The sequence below is a fragment of the Pseudomonas reactans genome (assembly GCF_013385825.1).
In the GTDB taxonomy this organism is placed as follows: Bacteria; Pseudomonadota; Gammaproteobacteria; order Pseudomonadales; family Pseudomonadaceae; genus Aquipseudomonas; species Aquipseudomonas reactans.
Genome location: NZ_JACAPG010000012.1, coordinates 146,373 through 167,594, shown reverse-complemented (window position 1 = coordinate 167,594; position 21,222 = coordinate 146,373). Strand labels below are relative to the sequence as shown.

The following is a 21,222-nucleotide window of genomic DNA, read 5'->3' as shown; positions in this document are numbered from 1 at the left end:
ATCGCCCCCGCACCGCCCCGCACCATGGCCGCCACCTGCATAAACCCAATAACAACAGGTCAAACACCATGAGCACTTTCCACCCGCGCCGGCTTTTGCTGGCAACCGCTGTCGCCAGTCTCGCCCTGCCCGTCGTCGCTGAAGAACACGGCTTTCTCGAAGACGCCAGCGCCAACCTCAACCTGCGCAACTTCTTCTTCAACCGCAACTACACCAACCCCACCAAGGCCCAGGGCGGCGCGCAGGAGTGGACGCAGAGTTTCATCCTCGACGCCAAGTCTGGCTTTACCCAGGGCACGGTGGGGTTTGGCGTGGATGTGCTGGGGTTGTATTCGTTGAAACTGGATGGCGGACGCGGCACCGGGGGTACTCAACTGTTGCCGTTGGACCGTGATGGCCGCCCGGCGGATGAATTCGGACGTCTCGGCGTGGCGTTCAAGGCGCGCATTTCCAAGACCGAAGTGAAGGTCGGCGAGTGGATGCCGGTGCTGCCGATCCTGCGCTCGGACGATGGCCGCTCCCTGCCGCAAACCCTGCGTGGCGGGCAGATCACCTCGAAAGAAATCGACGGCCTGACCCTCTACGGCGGCCAGTTCCGCGCCAACAGCCCGCGCGATGACAGCAGCATGACGGACATGTCCATGTTCGGTAAAACCGCGTTCACCTCCGACCGCTTCAACTTTCAGGGCGGCGAATACGCGTTCAACGACAAACGCACCCAGATCGGCCTGTGGAACGCCCAACTCAAGGACATCTACAGCCAGCAGTTCGTCAACCTGATCCACAGCCAGCCTATCGGCGACTGGACTCTGGGCGCCAACCTCGGTTTCTTCTACGGCAAGGACGACGGCAGCGCCCGCGCCGGCGACCTGGACAACAAGACCTGGTCTGGCCTGTTCTCCGCCAAATACGGCGGCAACACCTTCTATGTGGGCCTGCAAAAACTCACCGGCAACAGCGCGTGGATGCGCGTCAACGGCACCAGCGGCGGCACCCTGGCCAACGACAGTTACAACAGCAGCTACGACAATGCCCAGGAGAAATCCTGGCAGGTGCGCCACGACTACAACTTCGCCGCCCTCGGCGTGCCCGGCCTGACCCTGATGAACCGCTACATCAGTGGCAGTAACGTGCACACCGGCACCATCACCGACGGCAAGGAATGGGGCCGCGAAACCGAAGTGGGCTATACCGTGCAAAGCGGCGTGGCCAAAAACCTCAATGTGCGCCTGCGTAACTCCAGCATGCGCCGCGACTACAGCAACAATGAGTTTGATGAGAACCGGTTGATCGTCAGTTACCCGATCAGTTTGCTGTAAGACCCAATTACATTTTTGCGGGAACGATTTTACGCATCCGGACAATTCCTAAAGACAGGGTCAATACTTGGCCCTCTGATAGGGATGACACATGGACGTTTCAAATCGTATTGCACACGCTCAGCCCAACCTTCCCGATTGGGCGCCCAGTTCGACAACTGCGCGCCCTACGGTCTTCGACAACAGCCACTATGACCCTGAAGTGCGTCCCCGCCCGGTACTCACGCCCGACAATCCGATTCAAGCGCACCAGCACCCGTTTCTGGACGATGGCAACTTGAAAGCGTGCGGACAGTCGGTATGGGAATATGACGGTTCCTTCAGCGAGAACAACAGTCTGATTCTTGAAACCGGTGACAAGGCCGATCAGGTCCATATCAGCCAGACATGCCCCGGCCAACTGGATGTTCGGGTCAACGGCCAGTTATATCGTTTTGACAGTCAGGATAAAGAGGGTAAGGCACTTGCCTTTCATCTCAAGCCCCACCGAGGTAACGACAACATCCGCATCGACGCGAACGTAATGCAACCCATCATCGTGGAAGCCGGGGACGGCAATGACCGTGTGCAGGCCGGCGGTGGGTACACCCGTCTGTTCGGTGGCAAAGGCGATGATGTGCTGCGCCTTGGCAGTGGGCTTGGCTATGCCGAAGGTAACGACGGTGACGACACGCTCATCGGCGGCACAGGCGACAACGTGATGTACGGCAACAACGGCAACGACCGCCTCTACGCCGGTGCCGGGCCAAAAAGCAAAACCAGCTACCTGGATGGCGGTATCGGCAATGATCAACTGTACGCGGGCAACGGCCACACGGTGTTGCATGGGGGGGCCGGTGACGATCGCTTGATCGGCCACGATCGCAGCACGTTTTACACCGGCAGTGGCCGCGACACAGTGATTGCCAATCGGCCTGGCGACCTGATCTACGCTCAGCCGGGCGATACGATCAAGCGCCTCAACGGCTCGAGGTTGACCCCCGTCACAACCGACCAGTCGTCGCTTAAAGGTCTTCTCATAAAGGGCTCTGCCGATTTTATCCAAAGGGTCGAAGACGATCTGGCCTTGCTGCGCAGTTCCCCCCAAGGCCAACAGATGCTGGCCGAGATGAATGCGATTGCCCGACGTAACGGCGCACCGGTGACGCTTGTGGAGGATCTGGTCGACATAGGTAGCGGCTACGTTTATGGCAGCCAAGAACTCAAGGCATTGCTGCAATACGAACGCCCACCTGTAGTCGGCGATGATCCCAAGTGGGGGTTTATGGTCGACGGCGTGCCGGGGTCTCGAGCTGATCGAGCTGAAATCTCCTACAACCGCTCCGCCCTGAACGTACTGGGCGGCAGAACGTATTCGCCAATCACGACGCTCTATCACGAAATGGTGCATGCCTATAACGCTGGCAACGGCACCGCTTTATCGGGATCGACCTCTGAAGCATTTGAGGGCGAGCAACACGATGTTCCCAACAGCGAACGCCAGGCCGTAGGGCTGCCCACCACGCCCGCGACCCCACCCAACCCCAAACCCTTCACTGAAAACGCCTTGCATGCAGAGATGGGCAATCCCTTGCGCACCCAATACGTCGGCTGACCTTTAGCGACGCTCGTTTGTCAGCCTATAACCTCACACAGCCGATCTTGCTGTATGGTGCGCGCCTGCCGCTGCTGATCCACCCAGCAGCGGCCTTTATTCGAGCCTGCGCCCACCATGAAATCCTTCGCCATCGCATCCGCCCTGCTGGCCCTGGCCTTGAGCCTCAGCGGCTGCATCGGCGCGCCCATTGCCCTTACGCCGCAAACCGAGCAGCGCCTGCAAGCCCAGGCGCCGATCCGCTTCCTGCTGACCTTCGATGACGGCCCCAGTGCCTCGGGCTACAACAACCCGAGCCGGTCGGTGATGGCCGACCTGGCGCAGAACCCGGTGCTGCCGGGGATCAAGGCGGTGTTCTTCTTGCAGACCGAAGCAGCCCGTTCCGGCGGCAGCGCAAGGGGCCGCAAGACCATGCAGCGCGAGTATGCGGCCGGTCACGTCCTGGCCTTCCACACGGCCACGGGGTTTCACACAAACCACCGCTGGCTGAACGATGCCGAACTGGAACGCACCCTCAGCCAAGGCGCCGCCGATATTGCTGCGATCACAGGCGCGCCGCCGGTGCTGGTGCGCCCGCCGTTCTGGAATTATGACCGCCGCACCTTCGCCGCCTACCAGCGCCATGGCATGCACGTATTGCTGACGGACCTGAGCGCCAATGACGGCAAGATATGGGGCTTCAACGGCAGCCCGCGCCGCCGAGCCAATTTGTACCGGCAACTGTCGGTGGTGCGTGAGCGCATTGCGTTGGGTGAGTTGCCGACGGTGGACGGTGTGATTCCGGTGGTGGTGACCTTCCACGACATCAACCGATACACCGCGCGGCATATGCAGGAGTACTTGCAGATCCTGCTGGACAGCGCCCGAGTCAACGGCATGAAGACAGCCGCGGAGCCCTTCTACACCGGCACCGCCCAGCTACAGCGCGCGGCGCTGGCGCGTACGGTCAAGGATGTGAGTGAAGAAGTGCATCTGCCAGGCGTGTGGAATTGGGTGTGGGACGCCGACTCTCACTGACCCCTATTCCCGCGATTCAACCCCCAGCTCATCCCACACCGATTCCGCCAAATGAAACGTGGCATTCGCCGCCGGGATCCCGCAGTAGATCGCGCTCTGCATCAGCACTTCCTTGATCTCGGCACGTGTCACGCCATTGCTGGCGGCGGCACGCAGGTGCAGCTTGAGTTCTTCACTGCGATTCATGCCGATCAGCATGGCAATGGTGATCAGGCTGCGGGTGTGTCGGGGCAGGCCGGGACGGGTCCAGATATCACCCCAGGCGTGCCGGGTGATCATTTCCTGGAATTCACTGTTGAATTCGGTCAGGGCATTGAGGCTGCGATCGACATGGGCATCACCCAGCACTTCACGGCGCACTTGCAGGCCTTCGGCATAACGTTGTTTCTCGTCCACAAAAAGCTCCTCAGCGGGCCAACAAAAATTCAATGACGCAGTCGCTGAACGCCGCACCGGCCTGCACATTGGACAGGTGCGCCGCATAGAACTCAGCGTACTCGGCACCCTGCACATGGTTTTGGATAAAGTGACCGCCGGCCGGCGGTGTGACCGCATCTTCAGTACCGGCAATGACCAGGGTCGGGACTTTGATTGAAGCCAGTTGCTCACGGAAATCCGCATCACGCACCGCCGCACAGTTGGCGGCATAACCTTCGGGTGAAGTGACCGCCAGCATGTCGGTAATCTGCTTGGCCTGGTGCGGGTTGGCCGCTGCAAAGTCTGCGGTGAACCAGCGTGCAATCGATGCATCGCGCAGCGCCACCATCGCCGCCGCCCCATCACGCAGCACCATTTCAATGCGCGGGTTCCACACCTCGGGCGTGCCGATCTTGGCGGCGGTGTTGCACACCACCAGGCGTTGCAGACGTTGGCCTGCATGGATGCCCAACCATTGGCCGATCAAGCCGCCCATGGACAGCCCGCAGAAATGCGCGCGTTGTATATCCAACGCATCCAGTAGTGCGATCACATCCTGACCGAGTTGCCCGATGCTGTAGGGGCCCGGAGTCACCAGGGATTTGCCATGGCCACGGGTGTCAAAACGCAGTACGCGAAAATGTTGGGTGAAAGCCGGGATCTGGATGTCCCACATGTGCAGGTCGGTGCCCAACGAGTTGGAGAGCACCAGCACCGGCGCATCCTCGGGCCCATCCAATTGGTAATGCAGTTCGCCCTCGGCGAGTTGTACAAAGGCCACGGTGGTCTCCTCAAGCAAAGTGTTCGGCTACGGCGCGGGTGACCCAGGTGTGGGCCTGGCCCAGGTAGTGGGCGGGATCAAGCAAACGGTCCAATTCAGTTGCAGACAACTCGGCGGTGACCTGTGGCTCATCCGCCAATACCGCACGCAGGTGACGGCCCTCTGCGACGGCACGCTTGCAGCATTGCTCCAGCAAATGGTGCGCGGTTTCGCGACCCAGGCGCTGGGCAAGCACGATGCTGACGGCTTCGGCCAATACCAGGCCTTGGGTCAGGTCGAGGTTTTGCGCCATGCGCTGCGGGTCGACTTCCAAGCCTTCGCTCACCAACAACGCCTGTTGCAACGCACCGGAGACCAAACGGCAGATCTCCGGCAGGGTTTCCCATTCGGCGTGCCACAGGCCCAGGCTGCGTTCGTGCTCCTGGGGCATGGCGCTGAACATCGTCGAGACCAGGCCCGGCACGCGCGTAGCGGCACTGATCAGCACCGCCGCGCCCACCGGGTTGCGCTTGTGCGGCATGGTGGACGAACCACCCTTGCCTGGTGCGGACGGTTCAAAAACCTCGGCTGCTTCGGTCTGCATCAACAAGCTGATATCACGGCCCAGCTTGCCCAGGCTGCCGGCGATCAGGCCGAGCACGCTGGCGAACTCCACCAGGCGATCCCGTTGGGTGTGCCAGGGTTGCTCGGGCAAGGTCAGTTGCAACTCAGCCGCCAGCGCTTCGGCCACGGGCATGGCCTGTTCGCCAAGCGCTGCCAAGGTTCCGGATGCACCACCGAATTGCAGTACCAGCAAACGCGGTTTCAACTGCGCCAGACGCTGGCGATTGCGGGTGACAGCGCCCAGCCAACCGGCGATTTTCATTCCCAGGGTGACCGGCGTCGCATGCTGCAACCAGGTACGCCCGGCCAATGGCACGCCGGCATAGCGCTGGGCCTGGGCGGCAAGAATGTCGCCCAGACGCACCAAATCCGCCTCGATCAACCCCACTGCCCGCTGCAGTTGCAGCACCAGGCCGGTGTCCATCACATCCTGGCTGGTGGCGCCCAGATGCACATAGCGCTCGGCTCCGGCATCTTCACTGGCAATCAACTTGCCCAGCGCCTTCACCAGCGGAATCGCCGAATTCCCCGCCGTGGCAATCGCCACGCCGAGGGCATCCACGTCGTACAGCGAGGCCAGGCAGGCCTGGGCGATCGGTGCGACGGCGGCCTGGGGAATCAAGCCGACCTGGGCCTGGGCCCGGGCCAAGCCCGCTTCAAAATCCAGCATGCCCTGCAAGCGTCCCCTGTCGCAGAACACCTCGGCCATGCTGCCCGCCGTGAAGTAAGCGTCGAACAATTGATTGCTCGTGCGCATCGTCATAACGCGTCCCTTATAGATCGTGATGCAAGTACTCCGCCTGTTTCGGCAGGCGCAAGCTGAACAGGAAGGCCACCGCCATCATGCCGGTGACGTACCAGTAGAAAGTGTTTTCCATGCCCATGGATTTGAGGCCCAGGGCCACGTATTCCGCCGAACCGCCGAAGATCGCGTTGGCCACCGCATACGCCAGGCCCACACCCAGGGCACGCACGTGAGGCGGGAACATTTCCGCTTTCACCAGGCCGCTGATGGAGGTGTAGAAACTCACGATGGCCAGGGCCAGCGAGATCAGCACGAAGGCCAGGAACGGGTTGGTCACGGTTTTCAGGGTCAGCAGGATCGGCACGGTGCACAGGGTGCCGAGGGCGCCGAACCAGAGCATCGAGTTACGACGGCCGATCTTGTCCGAGAGCATGCCGAACAGTGGCTGCATGCACATATAGACGAACAGCGCGCCGGTCATGATGTAGCTGGCGGTCTTGGCGTGCATCCCGGCCGTGTTCACCAGGTATTTCTGCATGTAGGTGGTAAAGGTGTAGAAAATCAGCGAGCCGCCGGCGGTGTAGCCAAGCACGGTGATAAATGCCGCTTTGTGGTTGCGGAACAACGCCGCCACGCTGCCGGCGTCCTTGTCCTGGCGCATTTCCTTGCTGGTGGTTTCCTTGAGGGTGCGACGCAGCAGCAGGGAGATCACCGCCGCAATGGCGCCGATCACAAACGGAATCCTCCAGCCCCAGGCGCGTAATTCTTCTTCGGTGAGGATCTGTTGCAGGATCACCACCACCAGCACCGCCAGCAGTTGCCCGCCGATCAGCGTCACGTACTGGAACGAGGCGAAGAAACCGCGCTGGCCCTTGAGCGCGACTTCACTCATGTAGGTCGCGGTGGTGCCGTATTCGCCACCCACCGACAAGCCCTGGAACAGCCGCGCCACCAACAGCAACGCCGGGGCCCACGCGCCGATGTCTTTGTAGGTGGGCAGGAAAGCGATGACCAGGGAACCGGCGCACATCATCAGCACCGAGATCATCATCGAGTTCTTGCGCCCGTGCTTGTCGGCGACCCGGCCAAACAGCCAGCCGCCGATAGGTCGCATCAGGAAGCCCGCAGCGAAAACGCCGGCGGTGTTGAGCAGTTGGACCGTGGGGTCATCCGACGGGAAGAACGCCGGGGCAAAGTAAATGGCGCAGAAGGCATAGACGTAGAAGTCAAACCATTCGACGAGGTTGCCGGAGGATGCCCCGACGATCGCAAAAATCCGTTTGCTGCGTTCTTCTCCGGTGTAGTGACTGGTTGTTGTTGTCATGATTTTTCACTCAGTGGGAACGTGTGTAGCCTAGACATACTTTGCAACAACCATGTCATGCAAGCAGACTTTTGGATGGGTGTTGCCTGAAGCCTGATCCCTGTAGGAGCGAGCTTGCTCGCGAAAATCGCCAACGATGACGCGGGCAGCCTGAATGAATGCGGCGCTCTCAGGCTTTTCGCGAGCAAGCTCGCTCCTACAGGAAGCCTCAATAATCGAAGAACACCGTTTCCTTATCTGTGCCCTGCAAAATCACACTCCACTGATGCACACCCTCTGCATCCTGCTTGGCAATCAAGGTTTCGCGCCGCTCGGCAGGCACACACGCCAGCAACGGGTCATCCCCATTCAGCGCCTCGCCCTCGAAATAAATCCGCGTCAGCAAGTGCTTCACCAAACCACGGGCAAACACCAGCACCACCAGGTGTGGCGCCTGGGTTGTGCCTTTCAGGCCAGGAACCGCACCCGGCTTGATGGTGGTAAAGCGAAACCGCCCTTCGGCATCCACCGGCACCCGGCCGAAACCTTCGAAGTTCGGGTCGACGGCTTTGTCCTGCTCGTCTTCCGGGTGGTCATATTTACCGGCGGCATTGGCCTGCCAGACTTCGAGCATGGCGTCGTTGACGACATCGCCATTGCCATCCACCACTTGCCCGCTGATCGCCACGCGTTCGCCGAGGGTGGTGGCCACGGTCAGGTCTTCGCGGTTCAGCCAGGTCAGGCCGATGTGGTAATACGGCCCGACGGTGTGGGACGTGGTCGCGTTGAGTGTCATCTCATTTCTCCATCGGCGTGGCGTCGCGGCCGCGCAGGACGATGTCCCAGCGGTAGCCGAGGGCATAGGAAGGAATGGTTTTTTCCAGGTCAAAGCGGGCGATCAAACGTTGCTTGGCCGAAGTGTCCGGCACGCAGTTGTAGATCGGGTCGTATTCCAGCAGCGGGTCGCCGGGGAAGTACATCTGCGTGACCAGCCGCGTCAGCACGCTCGGGCCGAACAGCGAAAAGTGGATATGCGCCGGGCGCCACGCATTGTGGTGGTTGCCCCACGGGTAGGCGCCGGGCTTGATGGTCTGGAACTGGTACCAACCATCGGCGTCGGTGACGGTGCGGCCGGTACCGGTGAAGTTCGGGTCCAGCGGCGCGTCGTGCAGGTCGCGCTTGTGGTTGTAGCGACCGGCGGCGTTGGCTTGCCAGATCTCCACCAGAATCCCCGGCACCGGCAAACCGTTTTCGTCGAGCACGCGACCATGAATGATGATGCGTTCGCCTTGCGGCTCGCCTTCATGCTGGGCCGTGAGGTCGTTGTCCTTCTCGTTGACGCGCTCAGCGCCGATGGTCGGGCCGGTGATTTCCGACAAGGAATGGGGCAGGAACACCAACGGCTGGGACGGCGAACGCAGGTTCGTCGACTGGTACGCCGGGTGCAGGTAATCAGGTTGAGTGCCCGCTTGCGGGCGCCGGTATCCAGGCTTGTCACTCATGGTGCAGTCCTCTCTTATTAGATGCGTTCAATCGCCAGGGCCAAGCCTTGGCCGACGCCCACGCACATGGTCGCCAGGCCTTTGCTGCCGCCGGTTTTTTCGAGTTGGTGCAGGGCCGTCAACACCAGGCGCGCGCCGCTCATGCCCAGCGGGTGGCCGAGGGCGATGGCGCCGCCGTTCGGGTTGACCTGCGGCGCGTCGTCGGCAATGCCCAGCTCACGCAGCACGGCCAGGCCTTGGCTGGCGAAGGCCTCGTTGAGTTCGATCACGTCGAAATCGGTCACGGCCAGGCCAAGACGCTCCACCAGCTTGCGCACGGCCGGCACCGGGCCAATGCCCATCACACGCGGCGCGACACCGGCGCTGGCCATGCCCAACACACGGGCGCGGGCGGTCAGGCCATGCTTTTTGACGGCTTCGGCTGAGGCCAGGATCAACGCGGCGGCGCCGTCGTTAACACCGGAGGCGTTGCCGGCAGTGACCGTTTTGTCCGGGCCGTTCACGGGCTTGAGCTTCGCCAGGGCTTCCAGCGTGGTGTCCCGTGGATGTTCATCGTGTTCCACCAGCGTTTCGCCTTTTTTATGGGCGACGCGTACGGGCACGATTTCTTCAGCGAAGTACCCGGCGGCTTGGGCAGCAGCGGTACGTTGCTGGCTGCGCAGGGCAAAAGCGTCCTGGTCGGCGCGGGACACCTTGTAGTCGTCGGCCACATTGTCGGCCGTCTGCGGCATTGCATCCACGCCGTACTGGGCCTTCATCAACGGGTTGATAAAGCGCCAGCCGATGGTGGTGTCTTCAAGCTTCATGTTGCGCGAGAACGCCGCGTCGGCCTTGCCCATCACGAAGGGCGCGCGGGACATCGACTCGACGCCACCGGCAATCGCCAGCTCCATTTCACCACTGGCAATCGCGCGGAAGGCGGTGCCGATGGCGTCCATGCCCGAGGCGCACAAGCGGTTGAGGGTCACGCCTGGAATGCTCTCTGGCAGGCCCGCCAGCAACAACGCCATGCGCGCCACGTTGCGGTTGTCTTCACCGGCCTGGTTGGCGCAGCCGAGGAACACTTCATCGACGGCAGTCCAATCCACCGAAGGGTTGCGCTCGATCAGCGCCTTGATCGGCAGCGCTGCCAGGTCATCCGCACGCACGGTGGACAAGCCCCCGCCGAAACGGCCGATGGGGGTACGGATGGCATCACAGATAAATACGTCGCGCATCAGGCTTCTCCAGGCGCTTGGCCATGGGCGGCCGCGGTACGTGCTTCAAGGTCACGCAGGGCGGTCAGCTCCACATCAGTCGGTTCGGCGGTGGTGTCGACCTGGTCAGCAAAACGAATTGCCCAGCCGGTGGCGGCCACTACCTGCTCACGGGTCACCCCAGGGTGTAGCGCGGTGACCACGAACTCATGGGTGCCCGCTTCCGGTTCCATGATGCACAGGTCAGTAATAATCCCTACAGGACCCGCGCCCGGCAGCCCCAGGCGTTGACGCGAGTCGCCGCCTTCGCCATGACCGACCGAGGTGATGAAGTCGAGTTTGTCGACAAACGAACGCGCCGACTGTTTAAGGATGATCAGCACGCTCTTGGCCGAACCAGCAATTTCCGGCGCGCCACCGGCACCCGGCAGGCGCACTTTAGGCTGGTGGTAATCACCGACCACGGTGGTGTTGATGTTGCCGAAACGGTCGACCTGGGCTGCGCCGAGAAAGCCCACATCGATTCGCCCACCTTGCAGCCAATAGCGAAAGATCTCACCGGTCGGCACGACGGTGTCGGCGGTTTCCGCCAGTTCGCCATCACCGATGGACAGCGGCAATACCGACGGTTTGGCGCCAATCGGGCCGGATTCGTAGATCAGCACCACATCTGGCGAAGAGGTCAGGCGCGCCAGGTTGGCCGCCTTGGACGGCAGGCCGATGCCGACGAAGCACACGGAGCCATTCTTGAGGCGGCGCGCGGCGGCGACGGTCATCATTTCATTGGTCGAGTAAGCCATTACTTGGCCTCCTGCGCGGTGGCCAGTTTGGCCTGGAATTCGGTGAAGTCGGCAGTGCCGTGGATGTATTCGTTGATCCAGGCTGTAAAGGTCTCACGGTCGCGGGCGATCGGGTCCCATGCCTGGTAGAAGCGGTTATCACGCTCGTTGTAGCCATGGGCGTAGGACGGGTGTGCGCCACCTGGCACATGACACACCGCCGTCAGTGCCCAGGTCGGCAACACGCAACTGTTCATCGGCGCATTCAGGTCATCGACGATTTCTTCGACGGTGACGATGCAACGCTTGGCCGCCAGAGCCGCCTCCTTCTGTACGCCAAGGATGCCCCACAACAAAACGTTGCCCTTGCGATCAGCCTTTTGCGCATGGATCACGGTGACGTCCGGACGCACCGACGGCACCGCCGCCAGCACTTCGCCAGTGAATGGGCAGGTCACGGTCTTGATCAGCGGGTTGACCTTGGGCAGGTCGGAACCGGCGTAGGCACGCAGCACCGCGAAGGGCAGGCCTGAGGCACCGGCGACGTAGGCATTGGCCAGGTCGGCGTGGCTGTGTTCTTCGATTTCCAGCGGTTGCGGCCATTGCTTCTCGACCGCGTCGCGCAGGCGATGCAAGGAGCCCACACCCGGGTTGCCGCCCCAGGAGAAAATCAGCTTGCGGGCGCAACCGGCACCGATCAACTGGTCGTAGATCAGGTCAGGTGTCATACGCACCAGCGTCAGGTCTTTCTTGCCCTGACGAATGATTTCATGACCCGCTGCCGTAGGGATCAGATGGGTGAAGCCTTCCAGTGCGACGGTGTCGCCGTCGTTCACAAATTGCTTCACCGCGTCACGCAGCGCGAGGATTTCAGCCATGGGGTTCGGGCTCCCGGTATGGATCGAAAAAGGCGCTGAGGTGGCGCCGAAGTGCTTGAAGATTAAGCCGGGGAAATGGGCCAAACAATCCGATAATCGACTCAGTGTTCGATTATCGAACGGATTGTTGTCTTGCTATTTATCTGGGGTACGACGCCCTGTAGGAGCCGGCTTGCCGGCGATGCAGGCACCTCGGCCAATCAGGTTTACCGAGGTGATGCCATCGCCGGCAAGCCGGCTCCTACAAGGGCGGGTCAGGTAGCGTCGGCGTGGCTGACCATGCCCTTGATCACCACGGCAGCCGTGGCCAATGCAGCCGGAATCACCAGGGCGGTGAGCACTTGTTCGAAGTTCCAGCCCAGGCCCAGCAAGGTCGCGCCCATCCAGGCACCGAGGATCGCGCCGAAGCGGCCAATGCCGAGCATCCACGACACGCCAGTGGCGCGGCCTTGGGTCGGGTAGAAACGCGCGGCCAGAGACGGCATTGCCGACTGCGCACCGTTGACGCACATCCCGGCAACCAGCACCAGGGTTGCCAGCAGCGTGATATTGCCCAGGCTCTGCCCTACCGCGTAGGCAAACACCCCGGCTAGCAGGTAGAAAATACCGATGACCTTGTGCGGATTGAACCGGTCCATCGCCCAGCCTACGCCCACCGCGCTCAACACGCCGCCAAACTGGAACAACGCACCGATAAACGCGGCCTGCTCCAGGCTGGCGCCGCTGTCGCGCATCAGGGTCGGCAACCAACTGGTGAGCAGGTAGACGATCACCAGGCCCATGAAGTAGGTGAGCCAGAGCAGCAAGGTACCGGCGCTGTAGGTGCCGGAGAAGATCACCGCAAACACGTTGCGCGCCTTGACGGTTTTTTGCTCGGGCACGCTGAAGCTGGTGGCTTGGGCGACAATGCTGGGTTCGATGGGCGAGAGGGTTTTGCGCACTTTGTCGGTGCCCCGGTTACGCACCACCAGGTAGCGTGCCGACTCCGGCAGCCATAGCATCAGCACCACTACCAGAATCAAGGGCAGGATGCCGCCGATCAGCAATAAGGCATGCCAGCCGAACGCCGGGATCAATTTGGCCGAGATAAACCCACCACCGGCCATGCCCAGGTTGAAGCCGCAGAACATGCTGGTCACCAGCAATGACTTGTGGCGTTCCGGTGTGTATTCGGACAGCAGCGTCGTGGCGTTCGGCATGCCGGCGCCCAGGCCCAACCCGGTGAGAAAACGCAGCACCAGCAATTGATCGACGTTACTGCTGTAGGCGGACGCCAAGCTGAACGCGCCAAACACCAGCACCGCGCCCACCAGCACCACTTTGCGGCCGAAACGGTCAGCCAACGGGCCGGAACCCAGGGCGCCGAAGACCATGCCGATCAACGCGGCGCTCATCACCGGGCCGAGGCTGGCGCGGTCGATGCCCCAGTCCTGGGACAGCGCCGGTGCGATAAAGCCCATGGCGGCAGTGTCGAGGCCGTCGAGGAAAACAATCAGGAAACACAGGATCACCACGCGCCACTGATAACGGGACAGTGGCTGGGCGTTGATGAAGGACTGGACGTCCAACGTGGAACCGACAGAAGGCTGATTCATTGTTTTTATTTCCACACCGATGGCGGGCTGACGACCTGGGGTCGTCGTTATTATTGGGGCGCTTCAACAGCGCTGCCGCACAGTAATAAGTCGGAGGAAACACCGTCAATTGAGCAAACCGGGATCTGTGCGGTGACCGAACAGCTTAGGCGAACAGTTGCGCGCTCAACTCACGGCTGGCGCTGAGCATGCTCGGCAGGAAGCGCTGTTCCAACTCACTGCGGCTGACGCGCCCAGCGTGGGTGCTGACGTTCAGTGCGGCCAGCACTTGGCCCGAGGCGTCATACACCGGCACCGCGATGGAACGCAGGCCCTGCTCCAACTCCTGGTCGACAATGCACCAGCCCTGCTGACGCACTTGTTGCAGGCATTCGAACAGCGCTGCGGGGGTGGTCAGGGTGCGGCTGGTCTTGGTCTGCAGGTCGGCGTGGTCGAGGTAGTCCTGCAGCGAGGCGTCGTCCAGTGCGGCAAGCAGGATGCGGCCCATGGAGGTGCAATAGGCCGGCAAGCGTCCGCCCACCGACAGGTCCACGGAAATCAGGCGTTGGGTGGTGGCCGAACGGGCGATGTAGAGGATGTCGTCGCCTTCGAGAGTGGCCATGTTGCAGGCTTCATGGAGCTGCTCGCTCATGCGGTCCAGATAGGGCTGGGCCGACACGGCCAACGGTGTGGACGACAAATAGGCATGGCCCAGGGTCAGCACTTTGGGCAGCAGCGAATAGGTGCGCCCGTCGGTGGTGGCGTAGCCGAGCTTGATCAAGGTGTGCAGGCAACGGCGCACGGCGGCGCGGGGGATTTCCGTGCGGTGGCTGATCTGGGCGATGGTGAGGTGGCGCTTGCGTTCCTGGAACGCCTGAACCACGGCCAGGCCACGGGCCAGGGACGTCATGAAGTCCGGATCACCGGTAAACGCCTGGATACGCTTGGCCGGAGAGGCAACGATCGGCGGCGCCACTGACGCGAAAGAGTTGCGCAATTGATCGTTCATGTCAGGGATCCTTTCTCTTATTGTCGACCGCAGGGAGGTTCGGCTGCTATTACAAGCCGCGTCAGCCGGGATGCACAAGGCAGCGCCGAGAACATTGTGCGATTATCGGACGATCATTCGATTATCGCAATTTGCGAGCGACCTGGGCCGAGTCGACCTGAAGCGCTGAGTAAAAATAGGTGACGCTTAATAACGCCTGAAGTTGGACTGAGTTAATGACGCCAGGAATTTGTGCAATTACCGACACGCCTGTGTAACAAAACGCTCACACAAAGTTGACGGTTTTTAACTTTATGCAGATAGTGTTATTCAGAGGCACGGCTATAATGCATTCTATGTGCAGGTCCGCCCGGCTCGATCAGCAGGACAGGAACTCGTCAGGTGATGCACCTACCGTGCATTGCCGATCGCAACTATCTGCCTCGAATGCACCACTAACAAGTGGCCGCCCGTGCCTGTTCCAAACTTGAACGTTTCTGCGCTTCAACTTGGAACACGCCGAGGGCGCATTCCGGCATAACGCTGCAACGTATTAACACTCAACTCAATTAGGTAACGATGTGACGAAAGATGAACTGCGCGCGGAACTTGAGCGCCAGGAGCAACGTTACAAGGACGTTTACGGCGGGGAAGTGACCACCTACGCCGCCCAGCCTGAACCTGAACGCAAACCATGGCGCAAGCGAGCCAGCCTGCTCGACCAGGCATTTGCCCAGGAAATCCAAAAGATTGAACAAGAGCTGAAAACCGAAGAGCCATAAGCGAGCCGGTTTGAACCCCAAGGTTTTGCCTCGACTGCTGGCACATCGCTAGCAGCCGGCAACCTTGAATCCCACCATCACCAGTAAAATTTCATACAAATGTTTCAGGCGTGACGTTTTTGTGACAAAACCCCGCTCTGTGGCCCCTCTGCTTTATAAATCAAAGACTTGCCAAAGCCCCGAAAACCCTGGGATGCACGCCTTTCCCGGTATTTTTTTCGGTGAAGATTGTTACCGATGAGCAGCTAGTGCATCGATTACTGAGGTTTTCTGGCATAATCGCGCCCCCTTACGACCGGGTCAGAAAACCTTCATGATCGATTTATTCAGCGGACTGGATGCTTGGGTTCTCGTGAGCCTGTTGCTCGCCCTGGCCTTTGTCCTCGCCTTCGAGTTCATCAATGGCTTTCATGACACCGCTAACGCGGTGGCCACAGTCATCTATACCAAAGCCATGCCGCCGCACCTGGCCGTGTTCTTCTCCGGGGTGTTCAACTTCCTCGGCGTGTTGCTCGGTGGTGTCGGTGTCGCCTACGCCATCGTGCACTTGCTGCCGGTGGAGTTGCTGATCAATGTGAACACCGGCCATGGCTTGGCGATGGTCTTCTCTTTATTGGCAGCGGCGATCACCTGGAACCTGGGCACCTGGTACTTCGGTATCCCGGCTTCCAGCTCCCACACCCTGATCGGCTCGATCCTCGGTGTCGGCCTGGCCAATGCCTTGATCAACGACATCCCCCTGGCTGACGGTGTGAACTGGCAGAAGGCGATCGATATCGGCGCCTCCCTGGTGTTCTCGCCGATGGCCGGCTTCCTGGTCGCAGCCCTGGTGCTGATCGGCCTGAAGTGGTGGCGCCCGCTGTCGAAGATGCACAAGACCCCGGACCAGCGCCGCAAACTCGACGACAAGAAACACCCGCCGTTCTGGAACCGCCTGGTGCTGGTGATTTCCGCCATGGCCGTGAGTTTCGTACACGGCTCCAACGACGGCCAGAAAGGCATCGGCCTGATCATGCTCGTGCTGATCGGTATCGTGCCGGCGCAGTTCGTGCTCGACCTGGGCAGCACCACTTACCAGATCGAACGTACCCGCGATGCAACCGTGCATTTGAGCCAGTTCTACCAGCGTAACAACGCCACGCTCGGCGAGTTCCTGGCCCTGGGCAAGAGCGTGAAGAACGATCTGCCAGGCAAGTTCCAGTGCAACCCGCAACAGACCGAGCCGACCATCAACGCGCTGGTCGACACCTTGAAAGGCGTGTCCGACTATCATTCGCTGACTTCTGACCAGCGTATTGAAGTGCGTCGCTATTTGCTCTGCCTGGATGACACCGCGAAAAAGGTCGGCAAGTTGCCAGGCCTGGATGCGCGTGAGAAGTCCGACCTCGACAAGCTGCGCAAAGACCTGACCGCCACCACCGAGTACGCCCCGTTCTGGGTGATCCTCGCCGTTGCACTGGCCTTGGGCCTGGGCACCATGGTGGGCTGGAAGCGTGTGGTATTGACCATTGGCGAGAAGATCGGCAAGCAGGGCATGACCTATGCCCAAGGCATGTCGGCACAGATCACCACCGCGACCATGATTGGCTTTGCCAACATCTTCGCGCTGCCAGTGTCGACCACCCACGTGCTGTCTTCCGGCGTGGCCGGCACCATGGTCGCGAACAAAAGCGGCCTTCAAGGCGGCACTGTGAAAACCATCCTGATGGCCTGGGTGCTGACCCTGCCGGCGACGGTAGGCTTGTCGGCCGGGTTGTTCTGGTTGGCGTCGAAGGCGCTGGGTAGTTGATAACCCTGCCGCAATGAAAAAGGTGCGATCCGCGAGGGTCGCACCTTTTTTTTGTCTCCGTATTTCTGTATTAGCTGGCTTGCCGGCGAAGAACGTCAAGGCGCCATACTTTTCCAGACATATCGAATAATCGTTAACGACCATCGCCGGCAAGCCGGCTCCTACAGGTCATCGGATTAATTCAAACGCAAAAAAAAGGGCGACCGAAGTCGCCCAAAATGCCTTGCGTGCTCATGTAACCTGGAAAAACCTATGGTTTTTTACGCTTGTTCGCGTCTTTCCAGATAAAAATTCCAAACCCTACAAAAAACAGCACCATGAGGCTTACAGTCAGCACTCCGGCAAACACCACATTATCGATAAACATGACCGGCCTCCTGTGCTTGCCCTGTTGCGATAGGGCTAAGTTAATGGAGAAGGCGGATTGGAAAATTGACGGGGATCAATGTCGCCCGCGACGGGGCGTAAAGAAGGGCAATAACTGACCTGCATCAAGGGATGCAGGTTGTTTCAACGCTTTTTCGGCTTGTTCTTCGGCTTTTTCTTCACTTTGCCGAGTGGCATCGCGTGTTCAAATGCCTGGCGCACTTCATTCAGGCGCTTGTCATTGAGGTCATGCACACGCTTGGCGCGTTCGGCATTCAGGTCGATCAGCTTGTCGTCTTCACTCATGGCTTGGCTTACGTCGTGGAAGGGAATGGCTCAATAATGCGGCCTCCCCCGCTCAACGGCAAATCAGCGGGCGACAAAAGGCAGGGCATCGCACAAAATCGAGGCCTTTCCCGAACCCGGAGACGCTCTCAAGTGGCACTGCACAAGGACCTTCCGCCATTGCTGGCACTGCGTGCCTTCGAAGCCGTGGCGCGGCATTTGAGTTTTATCAAAGCGGCGAATGAGTTGTCAGTAACCCAAAGCGCCCTGAGTCATCAGGTGCAGAAACTTGAGCAGCATCTAGGCAAACCGCTGTTTATCCGACGCACCCGCGCGATCGATCTGACCGTTGACGGCCAACAGTACTACGACGAAATCCGCCCCGCCCTCGATGCCATCGCCACTGCCACTCGCGCCCAGCGGGTTGCCCCCAGCGCCACCGTATTACGCATCGGTTTACTGGCGTCCTTTGCCACGCTGTGGCTGGCACCGCGCCTGGCTGGGTTTCTAAACCGCTACCCGCATATCCAGGTGGAGTTGTTGCCGGCGATCCAGTTGGCGAATGTCACGGGCGCCGAGGTCGACCTGGCCATCCGCTACGGCAAGGGTGATTGGCCCGATGTCCAGGCCACGCGGCTCATGCCCGAGATCATCTCCCCGGTGTGCAGCCCGTCGTTCAAGGCACGCCAGGACAGCCCGTTGCTGATGGCTACTTCGCACCGCCCCTTTGAATGGACCGATTGGTCCGCGCACCACCAGGTCGACCTCACCCACCATCCCCGCGTAATGCTGCACGACTACAACATCGTGGTCGAAGCCGCCGTGGCCGGACAGGGCATCGCCATGGGCCGCCATCGCCTGATCGAGCGCCGATTACAGGATGGCAGCCTGGTGGAAGCGTTCGACTGGCCGCCCTATCACAGCGACATCGGCTACTGGCTCATCGCGCCCCCAGGCCCCGCCAACGAAGCCGCCACGTGCTTCAGCCAGTGGTTGAAGGAAGCTTGCGCCGACGCGTGAGTTATTTCGATACGTCGCGTGAGATCTATCCGTTTGCCGCCCCTCGGTGCAAACAACATGCTGAAACCTCCTGAACCCAGAGGATTCACCATGAGCGACTCCATCCGCCAGCGCGTTCAAGCCCTTGGCCTCACGCTGCCTACCCCCAGCCAGCCCATTGCCAACTACATCAACCACGTCATCAGCCAAAACCACCTCTTCGTTTCGGGACAAATTCCCCTGGTCGACGGTAACCCCGCCTACATCGGTCGCCTGGGAGAATCCCTCAGCGATGAGGAAGGCGCACAGGCGGCGCAATTGGCGGCGTTGGGCCTGCTGGGGCAATTGAGCAATGCCTTGAGTGATGACCTGTCGCGCCTGGTGCGCACCGTGCGCCTGGGTGTGTTCATCGCCAGCAGCGCCGATTTCAAGCAACAAAGCGTGGTCGCCAATGGCGCTTCCAACCTGCTTGTCAACGCCCTTGGCGAACAAGGCCGACATGTGCGCACCGCCGTGGGCGTCTCCAGCCTGCCGGCCGGCGTGGCCGTGGAGGTGGATGCCATTTTCGAGTTACGCCCGTGAGCCCGCTCGAAGTCCAGCAACTGCGGGACGACACGCCGGGCTGCCAATCCGGCATCGTGCACTTCAACTCTGCCGGCGCATCCCTGCCCAGCCAGGCGACCCTCGACGCAATCATCGAGCAACTGCAACGCGAAGCTCGCGACGGCCCGATGGAAGCCGGCGAACATGGCGCGGTGCTGGTGGAAAAAGCCCGCCGTGCCGCCGCGCAACTGCTCAATGCCCCCGCTGCCTCGATTGCCTTTGCCAGCAGCGGCTCGACGGCCTGGAGCCTGGCGTTCCAGGCCTTGGCGCCTTGGCAACCGGGCGATCGCATTCTGGTGGGCCGCCACGAATGGGGCGGCAACCTGGCCAGCATGGAGCTGGCAGTGCACGCCGGTGCACGGGTAGAAATTATCCCCTGCGACGAAACCGGCGCCGTCTGTCCGCTGGCGCTGGAGTCGATGATCGATGCACGGGTCAAACTGATCGACCTCACTTGGCTCCCGGCCAATGGCGGGCTGATCAACCCTGCCCACGCCATTGGCGACGTGGCCAGGCGGCACGCCATCCCCTACTTCATCGACGCCGGCCAAGCCGTCGGCCAGGTGCCCGTGGACGTGCAAGCGTTGCAGTGCGATGTGCTCAAGTCAGCTGGACGCAAGCATCTACGCGGTCCACGGGGCACCGCGCTGCTCTATGTGCGACCGGACTTTCTTGAGCGCTTGAACCCGGCCCAGCGCGACGTGTTTTCAGCACCATGGACCGCCCAGGGTTTTGACCTGCGCAATGACGCTCGGCGCTTTGAGACCAGCGAGGCCTCTTTCGCCTTGCTCGCAGGCCTAGGCAATGCGCTACAGGAGATGAATCGCCTGGGCATCGAGCGCGTCTGGGAAAGGGTGTCGCAAACCGCCGGGCGAATCCGCGACGAACTGCGTGGGATGGCGGGCATTACCCTGCATGACCTGGGCTCGCGGCAATCAGGCTTGATCGCCTTCAACCTGGCAGGCTGGGATGCATTCGAACTGAAGCGGCGCCTGAGCCTGAAACGCATCAATATCGGCGCCAACGGCGTGGCCTACACGCCATTGGATATGCAGGCACGGGGCCTGGAAAGCGTGGCGCGGATCTCGGTCAGCCCACTCAATACCGAACAGGATATCGAGTTGCTGATCGCCGCCCTGCGCGCGTTGCGCGACTAAACCTCGACGTCCACCCACAAGCCCTGGCGCGGGGCATCTTCGACCAGCGGCACCACCGGCACGGTGTTGTCGGCGTTGAGTATGTCGCCCGGAATGGCCAGGTGCTGCTCCGGGTCTTCATCGGCTTCACGCCGGCGTTTCTGTTGCTCCTGCTGGCGGCGCTGTTCTTCGCGCAGCAAAAAGGCCGACGTCTCGGCGTCGCCTTTTTTCAGGTCGATGGTGCTCTCGTTGGAGCCCGGCTGAACTGGCACCACGGGCGGGATATCCGGCTTCTGTCGCACCGGATCGAGTTGTGACGTCACCGGCACAACGCTGACGGGCAGCATGGGTGGCAGCATAGTGATTATTCTCCTGATCAACAGGCTGTCGGCGGGTGACAGGGCGACTTGAGCACAGGGTTGCCAACCTGTGACCCAGTCGACACTCCCAAGTGCCCGCCACCCGTCGATTCGGCTTCCGGCTTCCAGCGCAAACGGAGTAGTTTTTGTCAGAGTCCTTGGGCGTGGGGGCTTGTTCCGTTAAGATAGTCGGCTTTTTCACGGCGG

The 21,222-nt window shown here is 61.0% G+C and carries 22 protein-coding genes; 8 read left to right on the top strand and 14 right to left on the bottom strand.

Annotation, left to right across the window (positions count from 1 at the left end; all coding sequences use genetic code 11):
- The first annotated feature begins 68 nt into the window (after window positions 1–68).
- The 3 genes from HX868_RS14725 to HX868_RS14715 all read left to right on the top strand — a co-directional run bounded on the left by HX868_RS14725 (window position 69) and on the right by HX868_RS14715 (window position 3,930).
- Window positions 69–1,319 carry an OprD family porin gene (locus HX868_RS14725; protein WP_028619278.1) on the top strand — a complete coding sequence of 417 codons (1,251 nt, stop codon included), beginning with the start codon at window positions 69–71 and terminating at the stop codon, window positions 1,317–1,319.
- 91 nt (window positions 1,320–1,410) lie between these two features.
- Window positions 1,411–2,913, top strand: coding sequence for a M91 family zinc metallopeptidase (locus HX868_RS14720; protein ID WP_177003363.1), 1,503 nt, complete (start codon window positions 1,411–1,413; stop codon window positions 2,911–2,913).
- 117 nt (window positions 2,914–3,030) lie between these two features.
- A complete protein-coding gene (locus tag HX868_RS14715) occupies window positions 3,031–3,930 on the top strand; it encodes a polysaccharide deacetylase family protein (protein WP_177003362.1) in 900 nt (299 codons plus the stop codon).
- A 3-nt stretch (window positions 3,931–3,933) separates the two neighbouring features.
- On the opposite strand, the gene pcaC is transcribed toward HX868_RS14715, so the two are convergent.
- The 11 genes from pcaC to pcaR all read right to left on the bottom strand — a co-directional run bounded on the left by pcaC (window position 3,934) and on the right by pcaR (window position 14,717).
- Window positions 3,934–4,326, bottom strand: a complete 393-nt coding sequence (gene pcaC / locus HX868_RS14710; protein ID WP_028619276.1) for a 4-carboxymuconolactone decarboxylase — start codon at window positions 4,324–4,326, stop codon at window positions 3,934–3,936.
- A gap of 10 nt (window positions 4,327–4,336) precedes the next feature.
- Window positions 4,337–5,128 (bottom strand): 3-oxoadipate enol-lactonase, encoded by a 792-nt coding sequence (gene pcaD, locus HX868_RS14705; protein WP_177003361.1) that lies wholly within the window; start codon window positions 5,126–5,128, stop codon window positions 4,337–4,339.
- Between the two features lie 10 nt (window positions 5,129–5,138).
- On the bottom strand, window positions 5,139–6,494 hold the full coding sequence (locus HX868_RS14700; protein ID WP_177003360.1) for a 3-carboxy-cis,cis-muconate cycloisomerase: 1,356 nt from the start codon (window positions 6,492–6,494) through the stop codon (window positions 5,139–5,141).
- 10 nt (window positions 6,495–6,504) lie between these two features.
- Entirely contained in the window at window positions 6,505–7,800 is a 1,296-nt protein-coding gene (locus HX868_RS14695) for an MFS family transporter (protein WP_016975088.1), read from the bottom strand.
- A 208-nt stretch (window positions 7,801–8,008) separates the two neighbouring features.
- On the bottom strand, window positions 8,009–8,575 hold the full coding sequence (gene pcaG, locus HX868_RS14690; RefSeq protein WP_177003359.1) for a protocatechuate 3,4-dioxygenase subunit alpha: 567 nt from the start codon (window positions 8,573–8,575) through the stop codon (window positions 8,009–8,011).
- Between the two features lies 1 nt (window position 8,576).
- Window positions 8,577–9,281, bottom strand: coding sequence for a protocatechuate 3,4-dioxygenase subunit beta (gene pcaH / locus HX868_RS14685; protein WP_159954736.1), 705 nt, complete (start codon window positions 9,279–9,281; stop codon window positions 8,577–8,579).
- A 17-nt stretch (window positions 9,282–9,298) separates the two neighbouring features.
- On the bottom strand, window positions 9,299–10,501 hold the full coding sequence (gene pcaF / locus HX868_RS14680; RefSeq protein ID WP_177003547.1) for a 3-oxoadipyl-CoA thiolase: 1,203 nt from the start codon (window positions 10,499–10,501) through the stop codon (window positions 9,299–9,301).
- On the bottom strand, window positions 10,498–11,277 hold the full coding sequence (locus HX868_RS14675; RefSeq protein WP_095015017.1) for a CoA-transferase subunit beta: 780 nt from the start codon (window positions 11,275–11,277) through the stop codon (window positions 10,498–10,500). Before HX868_RS14675 ends, pcaF begins: the two co-directional genes overlap by 4 nt.
- On the bottom strand, window positions 11,277–12,134 hold the full coding sequence (locus tag HX868_RS14670) for a CoA transferase subunit A (protein ID WP_177003358.1): 858 nt from the start codon (window positions 12,132–12,134) through the stop codon (window positions 11,277–11,279). The genes HX868_RS14675 and HX868_RS14670 overlap by 1 nt, the downstream gene beginning before the upstream one ends.
- Before the next feature lie 254 nt (window positions 12,135–12,388).
- Window positions 12,389–13,729, bottom strand: coding sequence for a 4-hydroxybenzoate transporter PcaK (gene pcaK, locus HX868_RS14665; protein WP_177003357.1), 1,341 nt, complete (start codon window positions 13,727–13,729; stop codon window positions 12,389–12,391).
- Between the two features lie 145 nt (window positions 13,730–13,874).
- A complete protein-coding gene (pcaR, locus tag HX868_RS14660) occupies window positions 13,875–14,717 on the bottom strand; it encodes a pca regulon transcriptional regulator PcaR (protein WP_028619267.1) in 843 nt (280 codons plus the stop codon).
- Window positions 14,718–15,277: 560 nt separating this feature from the next.
- On the opposite strand from pcaR, the gene HX868_RS14655 reads away from it, so the two are divergent.
- Together HX868_RS14655 and HX868_RS14650 are read left to right on the top strand one after the other, a co-directional pair.
- Window positions 15,278–15,478 carry a hypothetical protein gene (locus HX868_RS14655; protein ID WP_003189295.1) on the top strand — a complete coding sequence of 67 codons (201 nt, stop codon included), beginning with the start codon at window positions 15,278–15,280 and terminating at the stop codon, window positions 15,476–15,478.
- A gap of 313 nt (window positions 15,479–15,791) precedes the next feature.
- Entirely contained in the window at window positions 15,792–17,267 is a 1,476-nt protein-coding gene (locus HX868_RS14650) for an inorganic phosphate transporter (RefSeq protein ID WP_028619266.1), read from the top strand.
- A 250-nt stretch (window positions 17,268–17,517) separates the two neighbouring features.
- On the opposite strand, the gene ccoM is transcribed toward HX868_RS14650, so the two are convergent.
- Both ccoM and HX868_RS14645 read right to left on the bottom strand, forming a co-directional pair.
- A complete protein-coding gene (ccoM, locus tag HX868_RS31020; RefSeq protein ID WP_003172387.1) occupies window positions 17,518–17,634 on the bottom strand; it encodes a cytochrome c oxidase subunit CcoM in 117 nt (38 codons plus the stop codon).
- Between the two features lie 143 nt (window positions 17,635–17,777).
- Window positions 17,778–17,939 carry a hypothetical protein gene (locus HX868_RS14645; protein ID WP_095015015.1) on the bottom strand — a complete coding sequence of 54 codons (162 nt, stop codon included), beginning with the start codon at window positions 17,937–17,939 and terminating at the stop codon, window positions 17,778–17,780.
- Window positions 17,940–18,071: 132 nt separating this feature from the next.
- On the opposite strand from HX868_RS14645, the gene HX868_RS14640 reads away from it, so the two are divergent.
- The 3 genes from HX868_RS14640 (at window position 18,072) to HX868_RS14630 (ending at window position 20,677) form a co-directional block, all read left to right on the top strand.
- Window positions 18,072–18,938 (top strand): LysR substrate-binding domain-containing protein, encoded by an 867-nt coding sequence (locus HX868_RS14640; protein ID WP_177003356.1) that lies wholly within the window; start codon window positions 18,072–18,074, stop codon window positions 18,936–18,938.
- 90 nt (window positions 18,939–19,028) lie between these two features.
- Window positions 19,029–19,499 carry a RidA family protein gene (locus tag HX868_RS14635; protein WP_177003355.1) on the top strand — a complete coding sequence of 157 codons (471 nt, stop codon included), beginning with the start codon at window positions 19,029–19,031 and terminating at the stop codon, window positions 19,497–19,499.
- A complete protein-coding gene (locus tag HX868_RS14630) occupies window positions 19,496–20,677 on the top strand; it encodes an aminotransferase class V-fold PLP-dependent enzyme (protein WP_177003354.1) in 1,182 nt (393 codons plus the stop codon). The genes HX868_RS14635 and HX868_RS14630 overlap by 4 nt, the downstream gene beginning before the upstream one ends.
- Here the strand turns inward: HX868_RS14630 and HX868_RS14625 are convergent.
- Window positions 20,674–21,015, bottom strand: a complete 342-nt coding sequence (locus HX868_RS14625; RefSeq protein WP_177003353.1) for an aspartate-semialdehyde dehydrogenase — start codon at window positions 21,013–21,015, stop codon at window positions 20,674–20,676. The genes HX868_RS14630 and HX868_RS14625 overlap by 4 nt on opposite strands.
- Window positions 21,016–21,222 lie beyond the last annotated feature (207 nt).

What these genes read in the sequence shown, in the direction of transcription:
- HX868_RS14725 (WP_028619278.1), top strand. Translation starts at nt 69, where the DNA reads ATGAGCACTTTCCACCCGCGCCGGCTTTTGCTGGCAACCGCTGTCGCC.
- HX868_RS14720 (WP_177003363.1), top strand. Translation starts at nt 1,411, where the DNA reads ATGGACGTTTCAAATCGTATTGCACACGCTCAGCCCAACCTTCCCGAT.
- HX868_RS14715 (WP_177003362.1), top strand. Translation starts at nt 3,031, where the DNA reads ATGAAATCCTTCGCCATCGCATCCGCCCTGCTGGCCCTGGCCTTGAGC.
- HX868_RS14700 (WP_177003360.1), bottom strand. Translation starts at nt 6,494, where the DNA reads ATGACGATGCGCACGAGCAATCAATTGTTCGACGCTTACTTCACGGCG.
- HX868_RS14695 (WP_016975088.1), bottom strand. Translation starts at nt 7,800, where the DNA reads ATGACAACAACAACCAGTCACTACACCGGAGAAGAACGCAGCAAACGG.
- pcaG (WP_177003359.1), bottom strand. Translation starts at nt 8,575, where the DNA reads ATGACACTCAACGCGACCACGTCCCACACCGTCGGGCCGTATTACCAC.
- pcaH (WP_159954736.1), bottom strand. Translation starts at nt 9,281, where the DNA reads ATGAGTGACAAGCCTGGATACCGGCGCCCGCAAGCGGGCACTCAACCT.
- HX868_RS14675 (WP_095015017.1), bottom strand. Translation starts at nt 11,277, where the DNA reads ATGGCTTACTCGACCAATGAAATGATGACCGTCGCCGCCGCGCGCCGC.
- HX868_RS14670 (WP_177003358.1), bottom strand. Translation starts at nt 12,134, where the DNA reads ATGGCTGAAATCCTCGCGCTGCGTGACGCGGTGAAGCAATTTGTGAAC.
- pcaK (WP_177003357.1), bottom strand. Translation starts at nt 13,729, where the DNA reads ATGAATCAGCCTTCTGTCGGTTCCACGTTGGACGTCCAGTCCTTCATC.
- pcaR (WP_028619267.1), bottom strand. Translation starts at nt 14,717, where the DNA reads ATGAACGATCAATTGCGCAACTCTTTCGCGTCAGTGGCGCCGCCGATC.
- HX868_RS14650 (WP_028619266.1), top strand. Translation starts at nt 15,792, where the DNA reads ATGATCGATTTATTCAGCGGACTGGATGCTTGGGTTCTCGTGAGCCTG.
- ccoM (WP_003172387.1), bottom strand. Translation starts at nt 17,634, where the DNA reads ATGTTTATCGATAATGTGGTGTTTGCCGGAGTGCTGACTGTAAGCCTC.
- HX868_RS14645 (WP_095015015.1), bottom strand. Translation starts at nt 17,939, where the DNA reads ATGAGTGAAGACGACAAGCTGATCGACCTGAATGCCGAACGCGCCAAG.
- HX868_RS14635 (WP_177003355.1), top strand. Translation starts at nt 19,029, where the DNA reads ATGAGCGACTCCATCCGCCAGCGCGTTCAAGCCCTTGGCCTCACGCTG.
- HX868_RS14625 (WP_177003353.1), bottom strand. Translation starts at nt 21,015, where the DNA reads ATGCTGCCACCCATGCTGCCCGTCAGCGTTGTGCCGGTGACGTCACAA.